Annotated in this window: 18 protein-coding genes and 1 pseudogene; 11 read left to right on the top strand and 8 right to left on the bottom strand. The window is 45.1% G+C overall.

What is annotated here, in order from left to right; translation table 11 throughout:
• Positions 1 to 196 precede the first annotated feature (196 nt).
• From B853_RS08515 to radD, 4 genes are all read right to left on the bottom strand, one after another.
• A complete protein-coding gene (locus tag B853_RS08515; RefSeq protein WP_038886172.1) occupies positions 197 to 1,546 on the bottom strand; it encodes an ATP-binding protein in 1,350 nt (449 codons plus the stop codon).
• Positions 1,536 to 2,195 (bottom strand): response regulator transcription factor, encoded by a 660-nt coding sequence (locus tag B853_RS08510; RefSeq protein WP_038886171.1) that lies wholly within the window; start codon positions 2,193 to 2,195, stop codon positions 1,536 to 1,538. Before B853_RS08510 ends, B853_RS08515 begins: the two co-directional genes overlap by 11 nt.
• A 31-nt stretch (positions 2,196 to 2,226) precedes the next feature.
• Positions 2,227 to 2,655 carry a PepSY domain-containing protein gene (locus B853_RS08505; RefSeq protein WP_038886169.1) on the bottom strand — a complete coding sequence of 143 codons (429 nt, stop codon included), beginning with the start codon at positions 2,653 to 2,655 and terminating at the stop codon, positions 2,227 to 2,229.
• A 77-nt stretch (positions 2,656 to 2,732) separates the two neighbouring features.
• On the bottom strand, positions 2,733 to 4,484 hold the full coding sequence (radD, locus tag B853_RS08500) for a DNA repair helicase RadD (protein ID WP_038886167.1): 1,752 nt from the start codon (positions 4,482 to 4,484) through the stop codon (positions 2,733 to 2,735).
• A 74-nt stretch (positions 4,485 to 4,558) separates the two neighbouring features.
• Here radD and rsuA point away from each other — a divergent pair, with 74 nt between their 5' ends.
• The 3 genes from rsuA to B853_RS08485 all read left to right on the top strand — a co-directional run bounded on the left by rsuA (position 4,559) and on the right by B853_RS08485 (position 7,592).
• Positions 4,559 to 5,260 carry a 16S rRNA pseudouridine(516) synthase RsuA gene (gene rsuA, locus B853_RS08495; RefSeq protein ID WP_005529225.1) on the top strand — a complete coding sequence of 234 codons (702 nt, stop codon included), beginning with the start codon at positions 4,559 to 4,561 and terminating at the stop codon, positions 5,258 to 5,260.
• A 467-nt stretch (positions 5,261 to 5,727) separates the two neighbouring features.
• On the top strand, positions 5,728 to 6,930 hold the full coding sequence (locus B853_RS08490) for a Bcr/CflA family multidrug efflux MFS transporter (protein WP_038886166.1): 1,203 nt from the start codon (positions 5,728 to 5,730) through the stop codon (positions 6,928 to 6,930).
• Entirely contained in the window at positions 6,930 to 7,592 is a 663-nt protein-coding gene (locus tag B853_RS08485) for a DUF2913 family protein (RefSeq protein WP_009702485.1), read from the top strand. The genes B853_RS08490 and B853_RS08485 overlap by 1 nt, the downstream gene beginning before the upstream one ends.
• Before the next feature lie 102 nt (positions 7,593 to 7,694).
• On the opposite strand, the gene B853_RS08480 is transcribed toward B853_RS08485, so the two are convergent.
• Together B853_RS08480 and B853_RS08475 are read right to left on the bottom strand one after the other, a co-directional pair.
• Complete coding sequence (locus tag B853_RS08480) at positions 7,695 to 9,596, bottom strand: alpha/beta fold hydrolase (protein WP_038886163.1); 1,902 nt, start codon at positions 9,594 to 9,596, stop codon at positions 7,695 to 7,697.
• Between the two features lie 207 nt (positions 9,597 to 9,803).
• Positions 9,804 to 11,249 carry a DUF2867 domain-containing protein gene (locus tag B853_RS08475; protein ID WP_038886162.1) on the bottom strand — a complete coding sequence of 482 codons (1,446 nt, stop codon included), beginning with the start codon at positions 11,247 to 11,249 and terminating at the stop codon, positions 9,804 to 9,806.
• A 94-nt stretch (positions 11,250 to 11,343) separates the two neighbouring features.
• On the opposite strand from B853_RS08475, the gene B853_RS08470 reads away from it, so the two are divergent.
• From B853_RS08470 to fabV, 8 genes and pseudogenes are all read left to right on the top strand, one after another.
• Positions 11,344 to 12,720, top strand: a complete 1,377-nt coding sequence (locus tag B853_RS08470; protein ID WP_038886160.1) for an MATE family efflux transporter — start codon at positions 11,344 to 11,346, stop codon at positions 12,718 to 12,720.
• Between the two features lie 132 nt (positions 12,721 to 12,852).
• Entirely contained in the window at positions 12,853 to 13,524 is a 672-nt protein-coding gene (locus tag B853_RS08465) for an ABC transporter ATP-binding protein (protein ID WP_010448552.1), read from the top strand.
• Positions 13,505 to 15,959 (top strand): annotated as a pseudogene (locus tag B853_RS08460) (ABC transporter permease). The gene B853_RS08465 and the pseudogene B853_RS08460 overlap by 20 nt, the downstream one beginning before the upstream one ends.
• Complete coding sequence (locus B853_RS08455) at positions 15,959 to 17,083, top strand: lipocalin-like domain-containing protein (protein ID WP_038886155.1); 1,125 nt, start codon at positions 15,959 to 15,961, stop codon at positions 17,081 to 17,083. The pseudogene B853_RS08460 and the gene B853_RS08455 overlap by 1 nt, the downstream one beginning before the upstream one ends.
• Positions 17,084 to 17,412: 329 nt before the next feature.
• On the top strand, positions 17,413 to 18,585 hold the full coding sequence (gene nhaA, locus B853_RS08450; protein WP_010448555.1) for a Na+/H+ antiporter NhaA: 1,173 nt from the start codon (positions 17,413 to 17,415) through the stop codon (positions 18,583 to 18,585).
• A gap of 592 nt (positions 18,586 to 19,177) precedes the next feature.
• Complete coding sequence (gene psrA / locus B853_RS08445) at positions 19,178 to 19,804, top strand: TetR family transcriptional repressor PsrA (protein WP_010448556.1); 627 nt, start codon at positions 19,178 to 19,180, stop codon at positions 19,802 to 19,804.
• Between the two features lie 69 nt (positions 19,805 to 19,873).
• Positions 19,874 to 22,159, top strand: coding sequence for an acyl-CoA dehydrogenase (locus B853_RS08440; RefSeq protein ID WP_038886154.1), 2,286 nt, complete (start codon positions 19,874 to 19,876; stop codon positions 22,157 to 22,159).
• Positions 22,160 to 22,339: 180 nt separating this feature from the next.
• Positions 22,340 to 23,542, top strand: coding sequence for an enoyl-ACP reductase FabV (gene fabV / locus B853_RS08435; protein ID WP_038886152.1), 1,203 nt, complete (start codon positions 22,340 to 22,342; stop codon positions 23,540 to 23,542).
• Between the two features lie 109 nt (positions 23,543 to 23,651).
• Here fabV and B853_RS08430 read toward each other — a convergent pair whose 3' ends face one another.
• The gene (locus tag B853_RS08430; protein WP_010448561.1) at positions 23,652 to 25,334 is read right to left on the bottom strand and encodes an aspartate:alanine antiporter; all 1,683 of its coding nucleotides are present in this window, start codon (positions 25,332 to 25,334) and stop codon (positions 23,652 to 23,654) included.
• A gap of 179 nt (positions 25,335 to 25,513) precedes the next feature.
• A partial coding sequence (locus tag B853_RS08425) for an ISL3 family transposase (protein ID WP_128826855.1) occupies positions 25,514 to 26,272 on the bottom strand: 759 nt, incomplete at its 5' end.

Here is a 26,272-nt window from a genome sequence, read left to right as displayed (position 1 = left end):
CAAGCGCTTGTTTWWTCCATTCCAATGGAAGCTCTTTTTGAAAAAGCGCAAGTGAATCAGGAGAAGCGAAGTCATCAACATCAATAAGCCAGTGAGCCAACATAAAAAATACCCTCAAACATGAAATGCTTGAGGGTATTTTCAACCAACCACAGGATCGTTCAACTGATCATTTGCTTAACTGATCGGAGTTAACTTAAGCGCGGCTCTTTTGCAGAATCAATGTAGCTTTTAAACCGCCCATTTTACTCTCTGATAGTTCAAGCTGACCGCGGTAACTGTGCGCCATTTCACTGACAATGTTTAAGCCCAAACCGGAACCCGGCGTCGTTTCATCCAGTCGGTAACCACGCTTTATCACTTGGCATAATTGCTCCGCAGGGATCCCCGGGCCGTCGTCTTCAACTATGATATGAATATTGTCTTTATCTAGCGTTGAATGAACACGAATGATGCTATTCGCCCATTTGTAGCCATTTTCCAGTAAGTTACCCACCATCTCATCCAGATCGGTTTTCTCTACCGCAACATTCAAATCAGAATCAAGCTCGTTAATCAGTGTGACGTCACGATGTGAGTAGACCTTGTCAAACGCCATTGATATGGCATCAACACGCTCTGAAGGGTTCGATTTCACCGAAAGGATGTTCATTGAACCCGCCATACGAGCACGACCCAAGTGATAATCTATGTGTTGTTGGATCTGTGTGATTGGTGCGTTCAAGCGTTCTTGTTCTTCAGGTGTGAAGTTTTGCACTTCGTTTTTTAAAACCGAAAGAGGTGTTTTTAGCGCGTGAGATAAGTTTCCCGCATGATTTCGTGCACGTTCAAGCAACTCTTGATAGTGAAAGAGCAGAGCATTAAGGTCAGAAATTAAAGGTGAGATTTCTTTCGGGTACTCTTCTTCCAAGCCTTTCTTATTACCTGATTTAAGCTCGGCTAATTCTCTTTGTAGCTTGGTCAGCGGGCTTAAAGACCACGCGATTTGTAGCAAGATAACCGCAAGAACACCGGCAAACAGCAATCCTAAAATGATCCAAAGCTGCCCAGTCAAAGACTGGATTGTGCCTTCAATTGGGTCTTCGTCAATACCGATGATAACATCAATGGGACCGTCGTAATCTGGCAAGTAAAGAGTCTTTTTCAACGTGATTAGCTTTTCATCACGAGCACCAAAGGCGTCTTTATCTAACCCTTTGTACTCGATTTTCTTATCCCATAGGGAACGCGAACGCTCTAAGCTCGTTTTGGTGGAAGCACTCCAATAAAGACCACTGTATGGACGATTAAATCTAGGATCGGAAAGTTGAGTAGGCAGGGTGAGTTGGCCTTTGCTGTCGACTTCGAGTTGGGCGGCAATCTCGTCCATGTAGACATTCAATTGTGATCGAGTGTCATCCACCATGTAGACGTAGACTTGGGTTGGGATTGTCACCCCAGCGGCGAGGATCATCGCTGTGAGCCAAACGACCGCCGCGAGTACTAAGCGACTTTTGATACTCAGCCGCTTTAGAATGTGCATTGGAAGTTTGTTTTTATTCCGCATTCAATTGATACCCGAGTCCACGAACTGTCTTAATGATTTTCGGTGCAATTTTCTTACGAATACGACCGATGAACACTTCGATGGTGTTTGAATCACGGTCAAAATCTTGTTTGTAGATATGCTCTACCAACTCGGTACGAGAAATGACTTTCTCTGGGTTGTGCATAAAGTAGGCGACAACTTTATATTCCAATGCGGTTAAGCTGACCGCTTGTCCTTGCCACAGTACTTTTGAGGAGCGTGTATCTAAACTCAAATCACCAATCTGCATGACAGGAGAGGCGTTACCTGAAGCGCGGCGTAATTGAGCGCGAAGGCGTGCAGTTAGTTCAACCATTTCAAATGGCTTGGTTAGGTAGTCGTCTGCACCAGCATTCAAACCTTCAACACGCTGAGATAATGTGTCACGGGCACTCAAAATAACAACTGGCGTATTAATGTTTTCGTCTCGAATACCTTTAAGGACCGTTAGACCATCTAGTTTTGGTAAACCCAGATCGAGTACAATTGCATCCCATTCTTCAGAGGTCGCACGGTAAAGCGCGTCGATGCCATCTTGGGAAAGTTCTGGTACCCAGCCATTGCTTTCCAACGTTTCTAAAATCTGTTCGCCTAGGCGAGGTTCATCTTCGACAACAAGTATTTTCATATTCTTTCTTCTAATTATGTTTGGATATCGATTACTGCGGTTTAAGAGCTTTATTGAAGTTACGTCCTTTTATCTCGAGCATTTCTAGTGTAGCGGCATCGTATTCCACCTTTATCACACTGTCATTGAACAAGATCTTAAGTTCGTAAACCCATTCGTCATCGTCTTCTTCAAGTTCAACTTTAATAATACGCCCATATAAATCATTCTCCACTGCTGCGTACATATCAGAGAACGGGCGGATATAGCCTTTCTGAACGGCGCGGTAGACTTCATCCTGATCTTCATCGAACTCAATTCGTGTCCCCGGTTTTTCGACGTCACGAACGATAGCGTGACCATCTTTGTCATCATGATGGTCTTTGTGATCGTGGTGATCAGCAAAGCTTGGTGCAGACAATAAAAGCGGAAATATAGCTAGCAGCACGGAAAGTTTGCGCGGAGTGAAGGAGATAGACATGGCAAAGCCTTTTTCAATGAGTTACGACGATTATATCGTGCTGTACATGAACAGAAAGTGAATTAGTGAGCATTCGCTTATCTTAGTTCGTCGTCAAAGATCTTGTCGCGTAGCTTCCAGAAACGGCCTGACTTACGGGCAATAACAAATTGCGGTAGACGGAAACGATGCTGGTTGGCCACCACTTTAGTTGGCGATGCTTCTTCAAACGGACGATGTTTGTCGGCGAGGTGGGGGCGAACAAACTGGTCTTTGAAATTTTGCTTCTGCTTTTTGGTATTCAGTGTCCAGAACTCATGCACCAGTGCATTGCCTTCGCCTTGATAGGTTTCACCAGAATACGTCACTTTCAATTGTGATTTGCCATCACTGGATTTAAACACCGTCAAATCCATTTCTGTACATTCAAAGATCAGCGCGTCTTTTAGGTTCAATGCTTCTTTGAGCTTTTTGTCTGGGTCAACGAGAGTGGCATCACACTCATGGCAAATACGCGCTGCAATATCGTTATCAGCACCGCACTCACCGCAGTATTTGGCTCTAAAACGGTAACCGCAATGCTCGCGCTCTCCTGTTTCATCGTCTTCAAAATACCCTTGGCAGCGGCGACCAAAGTGTTCCAGCAAAAAGCCGTTGCTATCTAACTTACCCCAGAAGTTGTTGTTAAAGCCGCAAGCAGGGCAAGGGATGGTGATAATTTCGCTGGTGGAATCAGGCTTAGGGTCGCCAACTTCAGGTTGATATAAGTCATAGCTGTTGCCAGCGTAATCCAGAACTAAACATTCAGATTTGCCTTCCGACAGACGCAAACCACGACCCACAATTTGTTGATACAAGCTAACGGATTCAGTCGGACGCAGAATCGCGATTAAATCCACATGTGGCGCATCGAAGCCCGTGGTCAGAACGGATACGTTGACCAAGTACTTTATTTCACGATTCTTGAACGATTGAATAATGGCATCGCGTTCGGGTGTTGGCGTATCACCAATCACAATCGCGGTTTCGCCTTCTGGCAACAGACCGTGGATTTCTTGTGCATGGCGAACCGTGGCAGCAAACACCATCACGCCTTTACATTCTTTGGCGTATTGAATGATTTGTTCAACGATCTGTGGTGTCGCACGTTTAGCTTTGTCGATCACCATGTCCATTTCGGCTTCTTTGTAGCGACCCGTATTGGCTGGCTTTAGCTGCGAGAAGTCATAAGATAAGACGGGGGCGTCCATCATACGAGCAGGTGTTAAGAAGTTTTCATCCAGTAAGTAACGAATAGGGAGCTCGAAGATGCAGTCACGGAAAAAGCGTGACTCTTCAGTTCGAACCTGTCCACGGGTGTGGTACTGGTAAATCCAGCCCATGCCTAAGCGGTATGGGGTCGCGGTTAATCCCAAAACTTTAATGCCAGGGTTAAGCTCTCTTAGATGAGTGATCACTTTTTGATAGCTACTGGTTTTTTCGTCTGGCACGCGATGGCATTCATCAATGACCAGTAAAGAAAACTGGTTCTTGAAAGAATCCAGATTACGCACCACCGATTGCACCGAGGCAAAAACCACTTGCTGATCGGTTTCTTTACGTCCAAGACCTGCTGAGAATATCGATCCTTTTAGACCATACCCTTCGTACTTGGCGTGATTCTGTTCCACCAGCTCTTTTACGTGAGCAAGTACCAACACGCGGCCCTTGGCAAGCCTTGCTAACTCTGCAATGACCAAGCTCTTGCCCGCACCTGTAGGCAGCACAATGACCGCTGGTGTGGAGTGTTTACGAAAATAGTGAATCACCGCTTTTACAGAGTCGGCTTGGTATGGTCGAAGGGTGTACATGAAAATCTGTGAAATTGCTCAACTATTCGAATTAGGATCGCTATAATACCCGACCTTAAACATTAGAGGTATTCATGCGTTTAGATAAATATTTGTGTGATGGACTGGGTGCAACTCGCAAGCAGGCAACGAAGATCATCAAAAGTGGCGAAATAACGGTTGATGGTGAAGTACAAAAGAGTGGTGCATTCAAAGTACCAGAAGGTGGTGTGGTTGAATGGGAAGGGCGCGAAGTTGGTGCTCCTGGCCCTCGTTACATCATGTTGTACAAGCCTGCGGACTTTGTATGTTCGCATGAAGATGGGCACAACCCAACGGCGTTCGTTCTGCTGGATGAGCCAAAGGTAGAAAACTTGCACTTTGCTGGTCGTTTGGATGTCGATACTACCGGTCTTGTGTTGATTACTGACGATGGTCAATGGTCTCACCGTATTACGTCACCAAAACACAAATGTGAGAAGACGTACCGAGTATGGCTAGTGGATGCGATTCAACCTGATTACGTTGAGAAGTTTGCCGAGGGTATTGAGCTACGCAACGAACGTGAGCCAACACTGCCAGCACATCTTGAGATCGTTAACGAAGCCGAAAACGAAGTGTTGCTAACGATTGTGGAAGGCAAATACCACCAAGTGAAACGTATGTTTGCTGCGCTCGGTAACAAGGTTGAACATCTTCACCGTGAGCGTATTGGTTCCATTGTGCTGGATGAAGCACTTGAGCCGGGTGATTACCGCTTCTTAACAGAAGAAGAAGTTGAATCAGTTGTGAAATAACTCAATCTGGTTGGAAATAATCACTGTTCTGGGAAATTGTTTAATTCCTGATAGGAACTAGTCTTTTGATGAGAAATTACTCAGAATGGTGTTTCCTACCAAATCAGTCTTAGTGTCTGAGTAAGACGCTTATTCGCCGCTCGTAAACGCAGGCAGAACTGTATTTAGTCTGAGAAATCCTTTTCTCTTGTTGGTTCTTACTGACGATAAGTACAGACGGTGTTCACGTCACCGCCTCTTCGTTTTAGCTCGGTTACTTTGTCGTTCTGCATACTGATCATGCAGGTTTTAGCGTCGAGTTTGTCAAGACCATCTTGGTATACTTTCGTCTTTTATGATCTTCTCAATAGTAAGGAGACTATGCGCTGTAATTCGTGACTGTTACGGATTCAGGGTGAGAGAAGCGTCAATCATCTATCTCAATCAATGTGGAATGTTGATGGGAGGACACAACAAGAGGTAAGGCAATGACAGAAAAAGCCCAAAGTGCTCCCCAGTCACAAATCAGTTTTTTATTATTCCTTGTACTCGGTGCAATTGGTGCGTTGACACCACTTGCTATCGATATGTACCTGCCAGCTATGCCAACCATCGCGAAAGATCTTGGTGTAACCCCAGGTGCGGTACAAATTACGTTAACGGCTTATACGGCAGGCTTTGCGATAGGTCAGTTGATTCATGGTCCGTTAGCGGATAGCTACGGTCGCCGACCTGTACTCATTTTAGGTGTGCTCTTTTTTGGTTTGGCAGCAGTAGTCAGTGCAACCACTAACGGTATCGATGCGCTTACTTATGTGCGTACAGCGCAAGGTTTCGCTGGCGCTGCCGCAGCTGTGATTATCCAAGCGGTTGTGCGTGATATGTTTGACCGTGAAGACTTCGCGCGTGCAATGTCATTCGTCACCTTGGTTATCACGATTGCCCCTTTGGTGGCGCCGATGATTGGTGGTCACCTAGCAATTTGGTTCGGCTGGCGCTCTATCTTCTGGGTACTCGCTATCTTCGCCGTTGTTGTCATTTTGCTTGTGCTGTGGATGATCCCAGAAACACTGAAACCAGAAAATCGTCAGCCACTAAGATTCAGAACCACAATTCGCAACTATGCGCGTTTGTGTTCTAATCCTGAAGCTTTGGGCTTAATGCTTTCAGGTGCGTTCTCGTTCTCAGGTATGTTTGCATTCCTGACGGCGGGCTCGTTTGTTTATATCGATTTATATGGTGTTCGACCTGACCAATTTGGTTACCTATTTGGGTTGAACATCGTAGCGATGATCATTATGACCAGCCTTAACGGGCGTATGGTGAAAAAGGTCGGCTCGCACTTCATGCTTCGTTTCGGTCTGACCGTACAGCTGATCGCGGGTATTGGCCTGTTTGTCGGCTGGATGCTCGACCTCGGTTTGTGGGGCATGGTGCCTTGTGTTGTGCTGTTTATTGGTACTTTGTCTACGATTGGTAGTAACTCAATGGCTCTGCTGTTGAGTGGATACCCAACCATGGCGGGTACGGCATCTTCACTAGCGGGTACACTGCGATTTGGCACTGGCTCACTGGTTGGTGCGCTCGTTGCTGCAATGCCAGGCGCTGTTGCGTGGCCGATGGTCATCGTTATGTTTGCTTGTTCAGTGCTGTCTGCACTGTTTTATTGGACTTTAGGAAGAAAGGCGTAATGTCTAATTACACCAAAGAAATTCAAAACTTAGTTAACGCTGCTTTGGCAGATTTAGACCAAGAGCACCGCTCTGGTAAATTGGCAAATGCACCAGTAGCGAACAATCATTACTTGGTTCGTTGGGTAACCAAGGCGCTGAAGTCACAGCGTTTTGGTCGCACTGTAGGTGATGATCTAACGCGTTGGCAAAAAGCAGGTCGCTCAAAAGGCAACGATGCTGGTTTGCTATTTATCTTTAAACGCATCTCAGGCTTTTACGCGCAGTTTTTCCCTGAAGGTGAAGAGTCTAAAGTGATCAAAGATTCTGACATTGAAGCGTTTCTTGATGCGATGGAGCAAGCGGGCTGGGAAGTGTCAACTTCTGAGCAGTTAGTTGGCTGCGGTAAAGTACAAATCTACACTGAAGGGCAAAACTCATTAGCGTTATGTGCAGACCAATGTGAAAGCTGTTTTGATGGTGAACTATTGGTAAAACCGATGAGTTGGTTTGTTCGTGGTAACCATGCGGAGTTTGTTGAGAAAGCATCGCAAGCAGGCTACATGGTTCATAAGGTGACCGATTACAAATCGATGGTGAAATACCACGGCGAATACCTAATCTTCCCTGCGAACGAAGGTAATCAATTGGCAGAGATTCCTCTGTCATTTAAAGCTGACTAATAGAATCACTTCTCCTCATTAAGCAAAAAGCGTACACATGATCTTTGTGTACGCTTTTTGGTTTTTAGCCGTCTCAGTTTAAGGCGCGGTTAAGTCTAACAGCTAAACAAATTGATGCCTGTGATCGTAAAAATTCAGGATGTGCTTTAACGCCCAGTCACGGTAACGATCCGCTTCAATCAAAACATCATGTTTAGCGTGAGGTATGGTTAATAGCCTTGAGCTGGTGCACGCTTCATTGAATGTATCTTGGGCTGCTAAGGAGACGACGTTGTCTCCCTCTGGTTGCACGATCAGTATTGGCGTCTTGATATGCTCAGCCTGAGATAGACAATATTTTCCTGCTTCAATAGCCTCACTGATCCACTTTGGACTGACACCGCCCAATCGCAGCTCTGGGTTATTACTGAGTAAATCACTGTAAGCTTTAAAGCGGATTGGGCTTGTCGTGTGATCATTTCCTTCGAAAGTCTTAGTGACAAAGGCGGTTTGTGTCGGAGCGAAGTTAGGTGTTTTTTGAAGTTGACTGATCACCTTTATGGTAGCGCTTTGAATTCCGCCCACCACTTTAGGCAGCTTGATGCCAAACATTGGACTCGTAAGGGCGCAAGCTTTGATGTTGTGGTCATACTTCGCGAGGTATTGTGTCGCGATAGCACCGCGCATAGAGTGGGCGAGTATCATTACTTCAGTTTTGTGTTGGCTTTCGACAATCTGTTCAAGAAACAGGGCTAAGTCTTCTACATAGTGCTCAAACTGGTCGACGTGACCAAGTTCACTGTGCTCGGCTAATCGTTGAGATTCTCCCTGGCCACGGTGGTCAAAAGCGTACACATTAAAATACTGACTTAACTCATAAATAAGCTCTTTATATTTCCAAAAGGATTCATTACGTCCTTGTACAATGACGAGGGCTCTTGAATGGTTTTGAGGGTTAACGTTCACCCAAGCGATATCGCTGTTCATCGCACCCTTCATGTATCCGCTCTTTCTCTTAAGCCATACTCTTTCAATTTTCTGGTGATGGGCATCATCGTTTACAAACTCAGAAGTGATGGTTTTATAACGTTTGTATGGTTTGTAAGGGATATTCAGTTTTCTACCAATGCTCGCTACAAACAGACGACCTAATCGCGCCCCGTGCAAGTAATCGGCATCCAGCTGTTTTTTCGTGCTTTCTACGACGGAAGATTTCAAGTTTCTAGCAGGTGATATCTCGTAGATATTCACGTCATCCGGTGGGCAGGCGAGAAAGCGTTGAGTCTGGCGATAGGTTTCTTCGTGTTTGAGTAAAATAGCTGATAGCTCACTCATGGCTTTACTTGGCGCATGCTTAAGAATGGCCTCAATGAGAGGGTGGTGCTCATCAAAGTCGGTAGGCATTGTTCGGACCACAACGATATGCTTATAGCCTCTACGGTAAGCCTCTTCTACCGGAATGGGAGCCGACACGCCGCCGTCAAGCCAACGTGCACCGTCGAACACCACCGGCTTTTTATGCAAGGCAGGAATCGCGCTGGACGCTCGAAGTACATCCTTCCAGTTGTCGACAGTGACATCGAAACACTCGGTGGTTAGGTTACGCGCATGTGTTGCTACAGCGATGACTTGTTTGGTTTTGAGTAAATCCGAGCCTTTTTCCCAATTGAGTGGGATGTCGATTTCCGCATTGTCGACCAAAAAGTCTAAATCTAAGCCTTCACCATTGAGTAGATATTTAGTCAGTTTAAAGAATTCTGGACGTCGTGTTGTTTCTGCAATTATTTTGTAAGCGTGGCCTTGATGCCCGCATATGTAAGAGGCGAGATTGAGAGAGCCTGCAGAAGTGCCGATAAGTAAGTCGAATGGATTAAAGTCAGCATGTAAAAAGGCATCAAGAACGCCCGCAGTAAATATGCCGCGTTGACCACCACCCTCAGTCACCAATGCAATCTTGTCTACGTGTTGTTGGTGAAGCATGAAGTTGTCGTGGTGTTTGTTGCTAATGATGTATCGATTACCCATTATGACTCCAATACTTGCTTAACGTTATCACCACTTAGCACTAGGCGAAGTGGGTAAGAAAAATGCATGGAGTAAGAATAATACCGAGGGCGGCCTGAGATAAATTCAAATAAATTGACTCCGCGTTAATCAATCTAAAACCTCCTTTCATCGACCCTCAGCTTATTACTCTTTTATGCTGGCATCCTTGCCAATGGTTCGCTTTATTTAGTTTTGTTTATCCTCTAGCACTTCTGCTTCTTTGGCGATGGCTTTCACCATTCCTTTAAAGATAAATAGATGCGCTGGCATCATCGCAAACCAATAGAGCAGTCCAGGAAAGCCTTGTGGGTGCCACCATGCAGTGATATCAAACTCTCTCTCATCCCCCTCGTCTCTAATTGCAATTTCTAATCGGCCAAGTCCTGGACCTTTCATACCGAAAAATAGTGATAGAAACTGGTTTTCTTCACATCGAATGACTTTCCACGAGTCAATGAAATCACCCACCTTGAGCGCTGGCCCCGTTGGTGAAACTCGAATGGGTTTCCCTCCACCAAAGAAGATATCGAGCCACTCACGAGTGCGCCAAAGGATGTTGGCAAAGTAATAGCCTTTTTCCGGGCTTCCGATCTCTTGCGCGACTTTCCAAAGTGATTCCGCAGAGGCTTTTGTCTTGATGTTAGCTCCCGCTTGCTTGGGATAATAGCCGTAGCCTGGTTGCCAGCGCTTGAGTGCTGCGGGTTCGAAGCCCCAAACGTTACTACGTACAAACGTCCCTTCCGTTGCGATGGTGCTCTCAACGGATTGCTCGTAGCTAATGAGCTCTTGTGGAAACCGTTCGTGAATCGCTTTGGTATCGGCGATGTAATCGTGCTCTAAACCTGCAAGAAGCGCTTTGCCAATACTTGTGGGAACCGACGTTACAATGGCCAGCCAATACGATGCCATTTTAGGTGTCAGTAGTGGTGTTGACCAAAGTCGATAAGGCTTCTTGGTGATCTTGCAAATGACTTCAAATTGTTCGCGATAACTCAATGTATCTGGCCCACCAACTTCATATATTTCATTCTCTGTTGGTTTGGTTTCTGCCAGTTTAAGCAAATAGTGATTCAGGTTGGGTAGGGCAATTGGATTGGCTTTGGAATCTACCCATTTAGGTGCAATCAGAATCGGCAGGTTATAGACGAAGTCGCGCATGATCTCGAACGCAGCAGACCCTGGGCCAATAATTACGCCCGCTCGAAGCTCTGTAACGGGCACACCCGCTTGGCGAATGATCTTACCTGTCGCTTTACGTGCTGCTAGGTGTTGAGAGTTACCAGTTTGCGGTTGAATCGCACTCAAGTAAATAACGTGCTGGATGCGACTTTGCTCAAGTGCTTGCTTGAAGTTTTCAGCGAGGCTTAATTCATATTCAACAAAGTCATGTCCTTGCGCCATACCATGCACGAGGAAAAAGGCCAGATCAAAGTCATTGACCACTTCCAAGGTAAGCTCTCTGTCGGCAAGATCAAGATAGAGCAATTCAAGGTTTGGGTGAGCTTCGACTCTAGAGCTCAAGTAGTCAATATGGCGGGCTGCTGCAGTGACGTGATGTCCTTGAGCAAGTAGCAAAGGGATAAGCTGTGAGCCAACATAACCGGATGCGCCTAGTACCAAAATCTTTTTCATCGAAAGCCCTTTTATTTGCTGGTGGAATAATCACCTACAGGTATAATCATGGAATACTTTTCCCTTTCTATCAATAAGTTGTGAGTGGTTTATCGTGACATTCTTATCTCAAGTTATGGCTCATGCTGATAAAGCATTCTTACGCCGCCTAGTCGCTATCGCGTTACCAATAACATTACAGAGCATCATGTTCTCTAGTCGAGGTTTGGTCGATGTTCTAATGTTAGGGCAACTGGGCGAAGCTGAGATTGCAGCTGTCGGCGTAGCGGCACGTGCCACATTTGTCACTACGATTATGCTTGTGGGTGTTACAACTGGTGGGGCGTTGCTCACCGCACAGTATTGGGGAGCGGGAAATAAAGAGGGGGTAAGGCAAAGTACATCTTTAACGTGGCTCATTTCCATGGTTTTTGCTGCCTTTACGGTTTTGCTATTTGTTTTTTTCCCAGAAGCTATTATGGGCTTAACGACTGACTCGCAAGAGGTAATAAGTCTAGGAGCTGAGTACTTAGTTATTACGTCGGTTAGTATGTTTGCGGTTGCCTGTGTTGCAAGTATGGCTGTCGGTTTACGTGCTATGCATCAACCTGGCACCAGTACCTTCTTTAGTGGTATTGGCATCGCTTCAAATATTTTCCTGAACTGGGTGTTGATCTTTGGTCATTTAGGTATGCCAGCGCTCGGCATAAAAGGCGCTGCTATTGCTACGGTTATCAGCGGTGCAATCGAAGTGGCGTTTTTGTTTGGCTACTTGTGGCGCAAGAAACACACGATTGCATTTGGTTTAAGTGATCTTGCCGCTATTTTGGTGGTCGACAAGATAATACGCTTTCTTAAGCTCTCTCTACCTACGACGTTTAATTTCCTAGCGTGGGCCGGTGGACTTTTTGCTTATCATGCCATTATGGGACAAGCTGGTGTTCAGGGCTTGGCCGCACTTTCGGTGATGACACCCGTTGAATCAATAGCGTTGGCGATGATGATAGGCATGTCTAATGCAGCAGCAGTACTTGTCGGGAACCAGTTGGGAGCAAAGAACTTCGAACCTGTTTACTATCAGGCATGGGCAACTATAGCTCTTAACTTATTGATTGCTATTGTCGTTGCTATCACGCTTCTGATTACTAATAACCTTATATTGGACGCGTTCAGTGCTTTAACTATTGAAACAAGGAAGTTAGCTGAGCAATTTATGTTAATCCTAGCATTTGGTGTAATACTTCGTTCGATCCCTATGATGGCTATTGTTGGTGTATTGCGAGCTGGTGGAGATGTTAAGTTTTGCCTTTACCAAGATCTTGTTGCTCAATGGCTGATTAGTATTCCTTTAGCTGCGTTTGCTGCGATCAAATTGGGATTGGAGCCTCAATGGGTGTATTTGTTTTTCCTAACTGAAGAAGTCGTCAAGTGGGTTGGATCGCTTATGCGAATGGCCAGTAAAAAATGGATGAAAAATTTGATCGAATCATGATGCTTAGGTGACTAATTGGTTGTATTTAGATATCCAAAGTGTGACCGAGGAATCAAAATACTTCCTACCAACAAGATTTTAGTGTAGATTCGGAACCCAAATTTCTATACCACCATTCGAGCGGCAAAATCAATGTTGAAACTGTCAGACCTATGCAAAGGCTATGTAGACGGGGGCGAATTTCATCCTGTTTTACAAGGGGCAGAATTAACATTACAGCAAGGTGAGCAAGTTGCATTAATGGGCGAAAGCGGTTCCGGGAAAAGTACCCTTTTGAACTTAATCGCTGGTCTTGATACGGCTGATTCCGGTGAGATCACCTTTCCCAACTTCGCGATGCATGATGCTCCGGAGCATTTGCGTACGCTATATCGCCGCAACAACATTGGTAATATCTTCCAGCAGTTCAACCTGCTTCCTACCTTGAATATCGCTGACAACATCCGTTTCTGCCGCCAATTAAAAGGCTTACCAGAAGACAAAGGTTTGTGGCGTCAAATTCTTTCAGCTCTAGACCTCATGCCGCTTTTAGGTCGTTACCCTGAAGAAGTATCAGGTGGTCAGCAGCAACGTGCAGCGATTGCTAGAGCCTTGTACATGGAACCCAAGCTACTACTTGCTGATGAACCAACGGGGAGTTTGGATGAGCGTAATGCAGAAGCAGTAATGCGTTTGTTGACCTCCTTGGCTCGCCAACTAGAGTGTACTCTGCTGTTGGTAACGCATAGTGAAAAAGTTGCTGAACATATGGAAGGTCGAATTCGCCTGCAAGGGGGACAGCTGCATGTTATGGCCCGTAGTTAAGGCACTACTTGGTCACTACCGCCGTTACCCTCTACAAATTATCTTGGTTTGGCTTGGGCTTACACTTGGTGTGTCCCTTTTGGTTGGTGTTACTTCTATAAACCAGCATGCTAGGCAAAGTTATGAAACAGGTGAAAAGCTATTTTCTAACCCGTTACCTTACCGTATTCGTACAAAGCACTCTGCGAACAAAATTCCTCAAGGATTTTATATCCAACTCCGTCGTGCGGGCTTTAATCAATGTGCGCCGTTTGATGTCCTTCATTTAGATACACAATCTGATCTCAGCTTAATGCTCGTGGGAATTGACCCAGTCGCGATGTTGCCATTGCGCCAAGGTAAATCTTTAGGCGATTTACCAATGCTGAGCCTGATGAAACCACCATACCCGATACTAGTCAGTCAAGACCTTGCTGAGCATATGCAATGGCAAACAGGTGATTTTATTCGCTTGAATGATGGCAGTAAATTAGGGCCAATTAAAGTTGATACCGACCAACTGTTATCGGGTACACGTTTAGTCACGGATATTTCATTGTTACGTATGCTCAAACGTAGCTCCGGTTTATCAGCGATTGCTTGTGGCGAAATGCCAGAGGAGAAAGTTCAAGCGCTCAAGAACATACTCCCGAATGGAATGACTTTAGTTCGTAACAGTCGTTCTGAGCTTGAGTCTTTAACTAAAGCATTTCACATGAATCTGACAGCCATGGGGATGCTGTCATTTTTAGTCGGCTTGTTCATCTTCTATCAAGCAATGTCACTGTCTTTCATCCAACGCCAACGTCTGGTTGGCATTCTGCGTCAGACAGGGGTTAATGGTATTCAGTTAGCCCAAGCACTACTTCTTGAGCTAACCTTCCTCATCCTCGTTGCTTGGGCATGTGGCAATTTCTTTGGATTGATTCTAGCGAATGAACTCATTCCTGCGGTATCTGCCAGTTTGAGCGATCTTTACGACGCAAATGTTGGTTTGACCATTGGCTGGTCGTGGGAGTCGAGCCTTTACAGTCTGGCGATGGCTTCAGTGGGGGCATTGATATCCTGTTTATGGCCACTCGTGCGTTTACTTAAATCTCAGCCAATTCGACTTTCATCTCGTTTATCTTTGATGCGATTTGCTGGCAGAGAGTTTTCTTGGCAAGCATTGGCTGCATGTGCATTCTGCGTGGCTGCCGTGGCTGTTTATCAAGCGCCAAAAACACAAGAATCAGGCTTTACCATCATTGCGCTTATGCTCATTAGTGTGGCGCTATTTACGCCATTTTTGATGTGGCACATGTTCCAAAGTTTTTCTTATTCTTTGCGTTGGGTGCGAGTGCGGTGGTTCTTTGCTGATGCAGCTGCGAGCATGAGCTACAGAGGCGTCGCTACGATGGCATTTATGTTGGCGTTGGCTGCAAATATTGGCGTAGAAACTATGGTCGGTAGTTTTAGAGATACGACTGATAAATGGTTAAACCAACGACTTGCAGCGGACATCTACATTTACCCGACCAACAACTCAGCAGCAAGAATGAGCTCATGGCTACAAGAGCAGCCAGAAGTCGACGCGGTATGGTGGCGTTGGGAAAAAGATTTGCCTACTGATCGCGGTGCCTTGCAAGTAGTGAGTACGGGGTCATCTGAAGGGGAACTAGACTCACTTACTGTAAAACTGGGTGTTCCAAACTATTGGTATCACTTACACCACTCAAAGAGTTTGATGGTGAGCGAATCCATGGCATTAAAGTTAGGTATACGTCCTGGTGATTATATAGACATGGCTCAGCCTCTGGGGGGGCGGATGGCAAGTCGTCGGTATTTACTATGATTATGGCAACCCTTACAACCAAATAATGGTTTCACACCGTAATTGGCTGTATGCGTTTGCAGGCACTGGAAACGTTGCGTTAGGAGTGTTGCTGCAAGATAACGTTAAGAGCGAGGGGCTGAAGCGTCGATTGGAAAATGTATTCCGTCTTTCTCAAGACCGAATCTTTGACAACAACAATATTTATAATCAAGCGATGAGAGTCTTCGACCATACTTTCGCAATTGCCGATACGTTGGGCAACATTACTTTGATTATTGCGGTGTTTGGCTTGTTCTTTGCGACCTTAGCGGGTGAGCTGTCAAGGCAGCGACATTTCTCGTTATTACGTTGTATGGGTGTATCCGGTAAAGAGCTTGTTGCGCTTGGAGGAATGCAGTTGTTTGTCTTTGGTGCAATCTCAGCCATTATCGCGGTACCGTTAGGCCTCGCTTTAGCTCATTTAATCGTTGATATCATTATTAAACAGTCTTTTGGCTGGTCTTTAGAGCTCCAATTAATCCCTTGGGAGTATGCGCAAACTATTGGTTGGGCGATGATTGCTATTATTGTTGCTGGTGCTTTGCCTGTAATCAGAATGATCAAGAGTACGCCAATGAAGTCATTAAGGGATGCATTGTGATGAAAGAGCAAAATCAAAATCGCACTCGCTCTATAACGGCATTGGTGTTCGTCGCGGCGATACTCGCATTGAGCTTTTTTGTTTACGTGACCTACTGGGCAGTAGCAACAGCAACCGAGGATAACGAACTCAACGCGATGCTCAAGAGAGAAGACAAAACGATCTTCGAACCAGTGTTACCTGACGAGCATGTATCACTTCCTAAAGATTTTCGTTTTCACCCTGAGTATCAGCATGAATGGTGGAACTATTTTGCTCGGCTCCAAGATAAGCATGGCACTGTTTACAATGTCCAATGGAGTTACTTTAGAGTCGCGACTGATGAGCGAGAAATGAGAGGCTGGCAAAGTCCACAGCTTTATATTTCACATATCGTTATTAGCCGGGGTAATAAGGTTTGGCGAGAGCAACGAGTAGCGCGAGGTGGAATTGGTCAAGCAGGAATGACTAACCACCCGTTCCGGCTATGGATTGACAACTGGAATTGGCGCTCTTTAGGGGCGACTCCTTTTCCTGGCAAGCTAGACGTGTCAACAGATACGTTTGGCCTTGAGTTAAATACCACGACAAGTGGGCCTTTTGTGCTTAATGGTGAACGAGGGTTTCAAGTTAAGCATGCGCTGCAATCAGTTGCCTCGTTTAGCTTTAGTGCACCGTTTTTAAATGTAAAAGGAACACTGAAGCTCAATGGCAAAGACGTGGCTGTCTCCGGTGACGCATGGACTCAAAAAGAGTGGGGAAGTGGCTTAATTGGAGATGGGCAGCAAGGTTGGGATTGGTTCATTTTCAACTTGGATGATGGTAGGGCATTAACCGTAAGCCGTTATCGTCATAATGGGCAGTTACCGCATTTATTTGGTACGTTGTCTACTCGATCCGGAAAAGTGATCAATTTGACGGAGAACGACTTTACCATTACACCTCTTCAGGTCACAGGGCTATCAAACGGTCGGCGTTTACCACTACAATGGATTATCAACGTGCCTAAGTATGATATTAACTTGACCACAAGGATTACAAAGTCAGATATGTGGTTGCCATTTGTGATTCCCTACTGGGAGGGCCCAACTCTCGCCTCTGGTTCTAATGAAGCTTGGGGATTTATGCAGTTGACAGGGTACTAGATTCTGAAAAAAAGCCACCTATATGGTGGTTTTTTTGTGTCAGAAACACATAGTTTTCATCAAGAAACAGCTTGCGAATCACGAAAATGACTACGATATTTAACTAAGTTAATAGTAATCTATGGAATAACAAGTTTGGATATCAGGCAGGCATGGAAGTAATAACTGAAGAGCATACTTAAGAAAAATACGATGTATCGTATAGTTAACTTCGGAAATTTCGAGGTGTATACTCTGAACAAGCGATTATTCCTAAGTTTTCGATAGCTATACACTCTAATCATTCTTTGTTAATCGTTTATTAAGATAATAAATATAAGGGCGAAACCATGAACGATGTCATTCGTGACTTTTTCAAAATGGAATCCGCAGGCGGTATCCTTCTAGTGATTGCAGCAGCAATCGCAATGACTATTGCAAATTCACCGCTTGGCGAAAGTTATCAAGCTATGCTGCATACTTATGTATTTGGTATGTCAGTGTCTCACTGGATCAACGACGGCCTAATGGCTGTGTTCTTCCTACTAATTGGCCTTGAAGTAAAGCGTGAGTTGCTTGAAGGTGCACTAAAGTCTAAAGAAACCGCGATCTTCCCTGCAATCGCAGCGGTAGGCGGTATGTTAGCTCCAGCACTTATCTACGTTGCTTTCAACGCAGGTGATGCAGAAGCGATTTCTGGTTGGGCAATTCCAGCTGCAACCGACATTGCATTTGCGCTTGGTATCATGGCTCTTCTCGGTAAGCGTGTACCAATCAGTTTGAAGGTTTTCCTGCTGGCATTGGCTATCATTGATGACCTTGGTGTAGTGGTTATCATCGCACTGTTCTACACAGGTGACTTATCCACAATGGCGCTTATTGTCGGCTTCATCATGACAGGTGTCCTGTTCATGTTGAATGCAAAAGAGGTGACCAAGTTAACTCCGTACATGATTGTTGGCGCGATCCTCTGGTTCGCAGTACTAAAATCAGGAGTTCACGCAACACTTGCAGGTGTGGTAATTGGCTTTGCTATCCCGCTAAAAGGCAAAAAGGGTGAGCACTCTCCACTTAAACATATGGAGCACGCACTGCACCCATACGTAGCGTTCGGTATTCTTCCTCTGTTTGCTTTTGCAAACGCAGGTATCTCGCTAGAAGGTGTGTCGATGTCGGGTCTGACTTCAATGCTGCCGTTAGGTATTGCAATGGGACTACTAGTAGGTAAGCCGCTGGGTATCTTTACGTTCAGCTGGGCAGCTGTGAAGTTAGGTATTGCGAAGTTGCCTCAAGGTGTTAACTTCATTCATATCTTTGCGGTATCAGTGTTGTGTGGTATTGGCTTTACCATGTCGATCTTCATTTCGTCACTGGCATTTGGCAATGTGAGCCCAGAGTTTGATACTTACGCTCGACTGGGTATTTTGATGGGCTCGACTACGGCGGCCATCATTGGTTACGCATTACTGCACTTCTCTTTACCTAAGAAATCTGCAGAAGAAGTAACCGCTGAGAAAGCATAGTAGCAAGTCGCTAAAATGATAAAGAAGCCTCCCTATTGGGAGGCTTCTTTGCGTTTAGTCGTGATGTGGTTATACCAATTCCATCAATTATCTGATCATTCTTGCTGGTTAAAATCACTTATAACGGTGTTAAAGATTTTGTAGGTAGAGTAACTAACTAGCTGCAATCTTTGCTTTGTTCTAAATGATTTTACCGATGCAATTTTTTGAACATCTAATTAACGGAACTGGTATTACGTAATCAAGGAAATGCAGACGAAAAAAAGCCCAAGCTAAAAAGCGCTTGGGCGGATACAAACATAGGAGTTAATAAGAAAAAGCAGCAATGTAGCAACTAGAAAGAAACAAGTTTGACGGCCAGAAAAACTTAAAATGCCCTAGTTGTTACAGTAATTAAGACCAACCGCATTCCAAACAGTTCCATTTTTTTTAAGAAATTTTTTCGCAAAACAATATTCGCTTTAAATTCATCCCTTTAACTATTCATTTTGCCGTCTGGTCAGACCAATGGCTGAAAATGTGATGTTAATCATTTGTTAATCCAAGGTTTCGGGAGTATATTTCAAACAGTTGTTTAATACGAGTGATTGAAATGGCACCGAGAAGTACAACAAAAGAAAAGATACTTGATGTAGCAGAAGGACTATTCGCAGAATATGGCTTCAATGACACATCATTAAGAACCATTACTGGTAAAGCAAATGTCAATCTTGCTTCGGTTAACTACCACTTTGGCGATAAAAAAACATTGGTACGAGCGGTATTAGATCGATACCTAGAGGCTTTAATGCCAAGTATCCAAAGCTCGCTGATCGAGTTAAATACGCGCGATGAGTACAACATGGATGAAGTATTTGAATCGTTGCGTTTGCCTTTGAGGGCGTTGAATAGTGTAAGACCAAATGGAACGGCGTTATTTATGCTTCTAATTGGCCGAGGTTATACCGACGTGCAAGGGCACTTGCGTTGGTTTATCAGTACTCGATATGAGGAAGTGCTGAACCTGTTCATGTTCTCTATCTCGAAAGCCAACCCTGAACTGACTGAAGAACAGCTGTTCTGGCGATTGCACTTCACATTAGGCACTTGTGTTTTCACTATGGCATCAAGCCAAGCGTTAACCGAGATTGCCGAAAGTAAGTTTGACAAAGAGGTCGACGCGAAGTCTGTCGTGGACCTGTTAATTCCATACTTGTCGGCAGGTATGTCCGCTAAGTAAACCATATTAAACCAATAAAAAAGATAAGCTAAAGCCGCAAGCGGTGACGTGAACAAAAGGATCTGAACTATGAGCTCTCTACGAAGAAAATGGATTAGTGACCCAGCATTCAAAATGTTTAAAAAAGTACTGCCTCCATTGTCCAGTACTGAAAAAGAAGCAATGGAAGCAGGTAGCGTGTGGTGGGATGCTGAGCTGTTCTCAGGCAAGCCGAACTTTACAACACTACATCATTACCCGAAGCCTGCACTGACGTCTGAAGAGCAAGCTTTCATGGACAATGAGCTAGAGACTTTACTAGCAATGCTGGATGATCAAAAGATCGTAAAAGACGATAGAGATCTTCCACCAGAAGTATGGGAGTTCTTACGTAAGGAGCGCTTCTTCTCGCTGATCATTTCAAAAGAATACGGTGGTCGTGAGTTTTCTGCTCTGGCTAACTCAACCATTGTTTCTCGCATTGCTACACGTAGTATCAGTGCGGCAGTTTCGGTCATGGTGCCTAACTCACTTGGGCCAGGCGAACTACTTTCTCACTATGGTACTCAAGAACAGAAAGACTACTGGCTGCCACGTCTTGCAGACGGTACGGATATTCCATGTTTTGCCCTTACTGGCCCTGAAGCGGGCTCGGACGCTGGTGGTATCCCAGACCAAGGTGTTGTGTGTTATGGCATGCATGAAGGCGAAGAGGTGCTTGGTATCCGACTTAGCTGGGATAAACGTTACATCACACTGGCACCGGTCGCGACTGTACTAGGGTTAGCATTTAAGCTTCAAGATCCAGATGGTTTGCTTGGCGATAAGAAAGATGTGGGTATTACTTGTGCGTTGATTCCTGCTGATCACGAAGGTGTGGAGATTGGAGAACGCCACGACCCACTAGGTTCTGCGTTCATGAACGGTCCAACACGCGGTAACGATGTATTTATACCTATGGATTGGTTGATTGGTGGCTCCGAGTATGCAGGTAAAGGCTGGCGTATGTTGGTAGAATGTCTATCAGCTGGACGAGGTATTTCCCTTCCTGCATTAGGCACCGCGATTGGTCACCTCACAACACGCACAACCGGCGCTTATGCTTATGTTCGTAAGCAGTTTGGTATGTCGATTGGTAAGTTTGAAGGTGTAGCAGAGGCAATGGGGCGTATCGGTGGTTTAACTTACCTACTAGAAGCGACTCGAACGCTAACCACAACTTCTCTGGATATGAAGGAAAAGCCAGGCATTGTGACTGCGATTGCGAAATATCACATGACTGAAATGGCACGTACCATCCTGAACGATTCTTTCGATATCCATGCTGGTCGCGCTATTCAAGACGGCCCAATGAACTACCTAGCGAAACACTACCTAGGTATTCCAGTCGCGATTACGGTTGAAGGTGCAAACATTCTGACTCGTAACCTAATGATCTTTGGTCAGGGTGCGACACGTTGTCATCCATACGTTCTGAAAGAGATGGAAGCGGCGGCAAATCCTGATCCGAAAGAGGGGGCGAAAGAGTTTGATGACCTGTTGTTCAAGCACATCAAACACGCAATGGGTAATACCTTTGGTGCATTAGGTGCAGCACTGACAGGCTCTCGCTTTGTGAAAGCGCATATGAGTGGTCCAACTCAGCAATACTACAAAGACATCACACGCTTAAGTCGCGCGCTGGCAGTGAGCGCAGACTTCGCAATGTTAACCCTAGGCGGTGACTTGAAGCGTAAAGAGATGATCTCAGCTCGCCTAGGCGATGGCTTAAGCTACTTGTACATGGCGTCAGCGGCGCTTAAGAAGTACGAAGACGAAGGTCGTCAGCAAGGTGATTTGAACTTTGTTCACTACGCGGTGCAGCACTGTTTGTACAACGCATCGAAGTCACTAAATGAGGCATATTCTAACTTCCCTGTGAAATATGTTGGTGGTGTTCTTAAAGGCTTGCTGTTCCCATTGGGTAACCACTTCAAAGCGCCAAGTGATGAACTTTGTGTTGGTCTTGCTGAAGCTATGATGACACCAGGAGCTCAACGTGATCGATTGACTCACCTGTGCTACATCGGCAAAGAGGAAGACGACAGCGTTGGTCTAATGGAGCAAGCGTTTTTAGCAATGTACGATGTAAAGCCGTTGGAGCGTAAGCTAATGAAAGCAGCGAAAGATGGCAAAGTAGCGCGTAAAGGTTTACTACATGACCGCTTGCAACAGGCATTTGAAGCTGAGGTGCTGACTGAGCAAGAAATTGATCAAATCATGGCCGCGGACAAACTACGATACAAAGCAATTCAAGTTGACCACTTTAGTCACGATTTCTCAGAAGTTCGCACTAATGTCACCTCGAAAAAGTCGCACTTAAACTCAGCAGCATGAAGCGTTTGAGTATAAAATGAGACAAGCACCTCAATGAGGTGCTTTTTTTTGTGTTTGAGCCTCTAGGTTTTTCTGTTGAGTGCTCCAACCACTTGCATTTTCGCAGCATTTTTACAGAAATTAGGTGCGAAGTAGGGCTGAACCTTTTATCCTAGCAACGTTTTTTAAAGGAAGTTGAATATGATCATCAAACCTAGAATTCGTGGATTTATCTGTACTACTACGCACCCAGTGGGTTGTGAAGCTAACGTAAAAGAACAAATTGCTTACACCAAAGCGCAAGGCCCAATTAAAAACGCGCCAAAACGCGTTCTTGTTGTGGGTGCATCAAGTGGCTATGGCCTATCTTCTCGTATCGCTGCGGCATTTGGTGGCGGTGCTTCGACTATTGGTGTTTTCTTCGAGAAAGAAGGCTCAGAGAAGAAGCCAGGTACAGCTGGTTTTTACAACTCGGTAGCGTTTGAAAAGCTAGCTCGTGAAGAAGGTCTGTACGCGAAAAGCCTAAACGGCGACGCTTTCTCAAATGAAGCAAAACAGAAAACAATCGATCTGATCAAAGAAGACCTTGGTCAGGTAGACATGGTAGTTTACTCACTGGCTTCTCCAGTACGTAAAATGCCAGAAACGGGTGAACTTGTCCGTTCAGCGCTTAAACCTATCGGTGAGACTTACACGTCGACTGCTGTTGATACCAACAAAGACGTAATTATCGAAGCAAGTGTAGAGCCTGCAACAGAGCAAGAAATCCAAGACACCGTAACCGTAATGGGCGGCGAAGACTGGGAACTTTGGATTAACGCACTATCAGAAGCTGGCGTTCTAGCGGATGGTTGTAAAACAGTTGCATACAGCTACATCGGTACTGAGCTAACTTGGCCTATCTACTGGGATGGCGCGCTGGGTAAAGCGAAAATGGACCTAGATCGTGCAGCAGCAGCACTGAACGAGAAACTGTCTGCAACCGGCGGTAGCGCAAACGTAGCGGTACTTAAGTCTGTTGTGACTCAAGCAAGTTCTGCAATTCCTGTAATGCCTCTATACATCGCAATGGTATTCAAGAAAATGCGTGAAGAAGGCGTACATGAAGGTTGTATGGAGCAGATCTTCCGTATGTTCAGCCAACGTCTTTACAAAGAAGACGGCAGCGCTGCAGAAGTAGATGAAGTGAACCGTCTACGTCTGGATGACTGGGAACTGCGTGAAGACATCCAACAGCACTGTCGTGACCTATGGCCACAAATCACCTCAGAAAACCTTAAAGAGCTAACTGACTACGTTGAGTACAAAGAAGAGTTCTTGAAGCTATTCGGCTTCGGTGTTGACGGCGTGGATTACGAAGCAGACGTGAACCCAGCAGTAGAAACAGATTTTACGCAAATCTAATCGTTTCTTATTGAATTGAAAAAGGCGCTCAATGAGCGCCTTTTTTATGTCCTAAATATTGGTGATGAATAGAGAGCACTTCTTAGTCAGTAATGCTCATTCAAAGGTGTTAACTTAGAATAATCAGGATCGTACCAGCGAGGGTCATCAATATATTAGCGATAGCGTATGTACCAGCATAGCCCAATGCCGGGATAGTTGATTTAGCGTACTCATTTACCACGTCCATAGCAGGAGCACATGTACGAGCTCCAATGATGGCACCAAAGAGTAGAGCTCGGTTCATCTTAAGTACGTATGCACCTACTAGGTATGCTAGAACAACAGGCACCACACTAACGATAAATGCAAGACCAATTACTTGTGGACCAACTTGTGTTAAATGTTCAAACATTTTACCACCAGCGCTTAAGCCGATACCCACCATAAAGAACATCAGACCTAGATCTTTGACCATGTTTAATGCCCCTTGAGGAACGTAACCAAAAGTAGGGTGGTTGGCTCGAAGAAATCCTAGGGTAATGCCCGATAGTAACAAGCCTACCGCGTTACCAAGGCTAAAAGATACCTGTCCAAATGTCATGGTTACCAAGCCAAACATAATGCCCAAGATAAAGAAGCTACAGAAAGCCAATAAGTCTGCCATTTGGCTGTGGATAGAGATGAAACCAATTTTTTCTGCTAGGCCATGAACACGGCTCTTCTCACCACTGACTTGTAGTACGTCACCTTTAGCAAGAACAATGTCCAAATCCATCGGCATTTCAATCTGAGCACGTACAACGCGGTTTAGGAAACAGCCATACTCTGATAGGTTGAGATCAGAGAGGCGCTTGCCAGAAATAGCATCACTTTTTACGACGATTTCTTCTTCTACAATTCTAAGGTCAAGTAGGTTACGGTCGAACACCTCTTTACCGTTACGGAAGCTTGGATCAAGACGAGCGTGGCTATCAGGGAAGCCTACCAATGCAATCTCATCTCCTTCTTGAAGAATGGCATCACCATCAGGATGGGCAAGAATGCCATTACGACGAATACGCTCAATGTAGCAACCTGTCTGGCGGTAGATACCGAGTTCACGTAGGTTCTTTCCATCAGTCCAGTCAATCAGTTCTGGACCAACGCGGTAGGCGCGAATAATAGGCAGGTAGACCTTACGTTGACTCGAGTTGCCAAGTCCACGCTCTTGCGCGATTTGTTGTGCTGAATCTGAAAGGTTCTGCTTTTGCAGCTTTGGCAGCAGTTTGGCGAACATAATCATGCTGATCAAACCCACCAGGTAAGCCATCGCGTAACCGACAGATAGATTTTCTAATACTAGAGAAAAATCCATATTACGTGGAATCGTGGCAAGACCAGAGTTCAATGCATCTTGAGCGCCCACCAACACGGGCGTAGCAGTAAGAGCCCCTGCCATCATACCGGCAGATAAACCGAAATCGAGTCCCAAGTAATGGCTGCAAAAGTAAGTCAAACTTACTGCCGAAACTAATACTGTCATGCTCAAGATGAAGTAATGTTTTCCGTCGCGGAAAAATATACCAAAGAAGTTTGGACCGGCTTCAATTCCTACACAGTAGATAAACAGCATAAAGCCAATTGTCAAAGCTTCTGCATTGAATGAGAATCCTAAGTGGCCCATTATCAACGATGTAATGAGAACGCCAATTGAATTCCCTAACTGTAGGTTTCCAAAGCGAATTTTTCCAATTGCAAGGCCAATGGCCAATACAACAAAGATTAGAAGAATAGGGTTTTGATCGAGAAGGTGTACGACGTCTATGTTCACAGCGTGGCTCGGTAAAATGTGTGCCAATTAGAAAGATTAAGAATGGCGAATTGTAACTAAATATAGCAAAAAGATAAGTGAAATTTTTTAGCTTTTTCTATTAGTTGCACTAGGGCTGTAATTGTCATTGTGAAATATACACAGGCAAATAGAGGTTGCTTGGGTATAAAGAAAAAGGTTCATCGCGGCTTTCCGGGGAAAGCCGCTTTTATCTTTAAGAAGAAGTAATCGGTGTCTCGATAGCCATATCCCATCCGCTTAATTAACTTTATCTTGTTATTTATCCCTTCAAGCGTACAGGTATTCAGCGGATAGCTTGCTGAAGCAGTGATCCCATGAAGGTATGGACGGAGCTTTCGAGCGAACTCTTTGAGCGGCTTAATTCCACTCTCATTCACTTGTTCCAACCATACCTGCCATAGGTTTTTAGCCTGAAGTTCAGAGCCGCAACGCCACAGTTCTTTTAATTGCGCACCTAATAAGTAGGTTGTCATCAAGTCCTGATTCATATTCAATATTTCAGTGAGGTAGCTTTCCTGTTGTGCATTTAAATTATCCTTATTTTTCAATAACACCCAGCGAGAACGCTTGACCCATTGCCTTGCTTTTTTATCCTGTTTTAGCTTATTGGCTTGGTCGACTCTGACTCTATCCATCACTTCACGACCGAACTTAGCAACAACGTGGAACAAGTCATAAACGACACGGGCATTTGGGCAATGCTCTTGGACTTCAAGGTCAAAAGCCGTATTCATATCCATTGCTACTGCTTCGATATTTTTTCCGTGCTCGCCTAATTGTTCAAAGAACGGTCGAATATCCTTGCGGCTACGACCTAGCCCTATCCAGATAACCTGATGACTTTTCGCATCTGCAATGACTGTCGCGTAACGGTGCCCTTTAAAAATGGCGAACTCGTCCATGACGAGTTGCCTTAA

Source organism: Vibrio rotiferianus CAIM 577 = LMG 21460, assembly GCF_002741985.1.
GTDB classification, from domain to species: Bacteria; Pseudomonadota; Gammaproteobacteria; order Enterobacterales; family Vibrionaceae; genus Vibrio; species Vibrio rotiferianus.
This window is presented reverse-complemented; position numbering and strand designations above follow the sequence as displayed.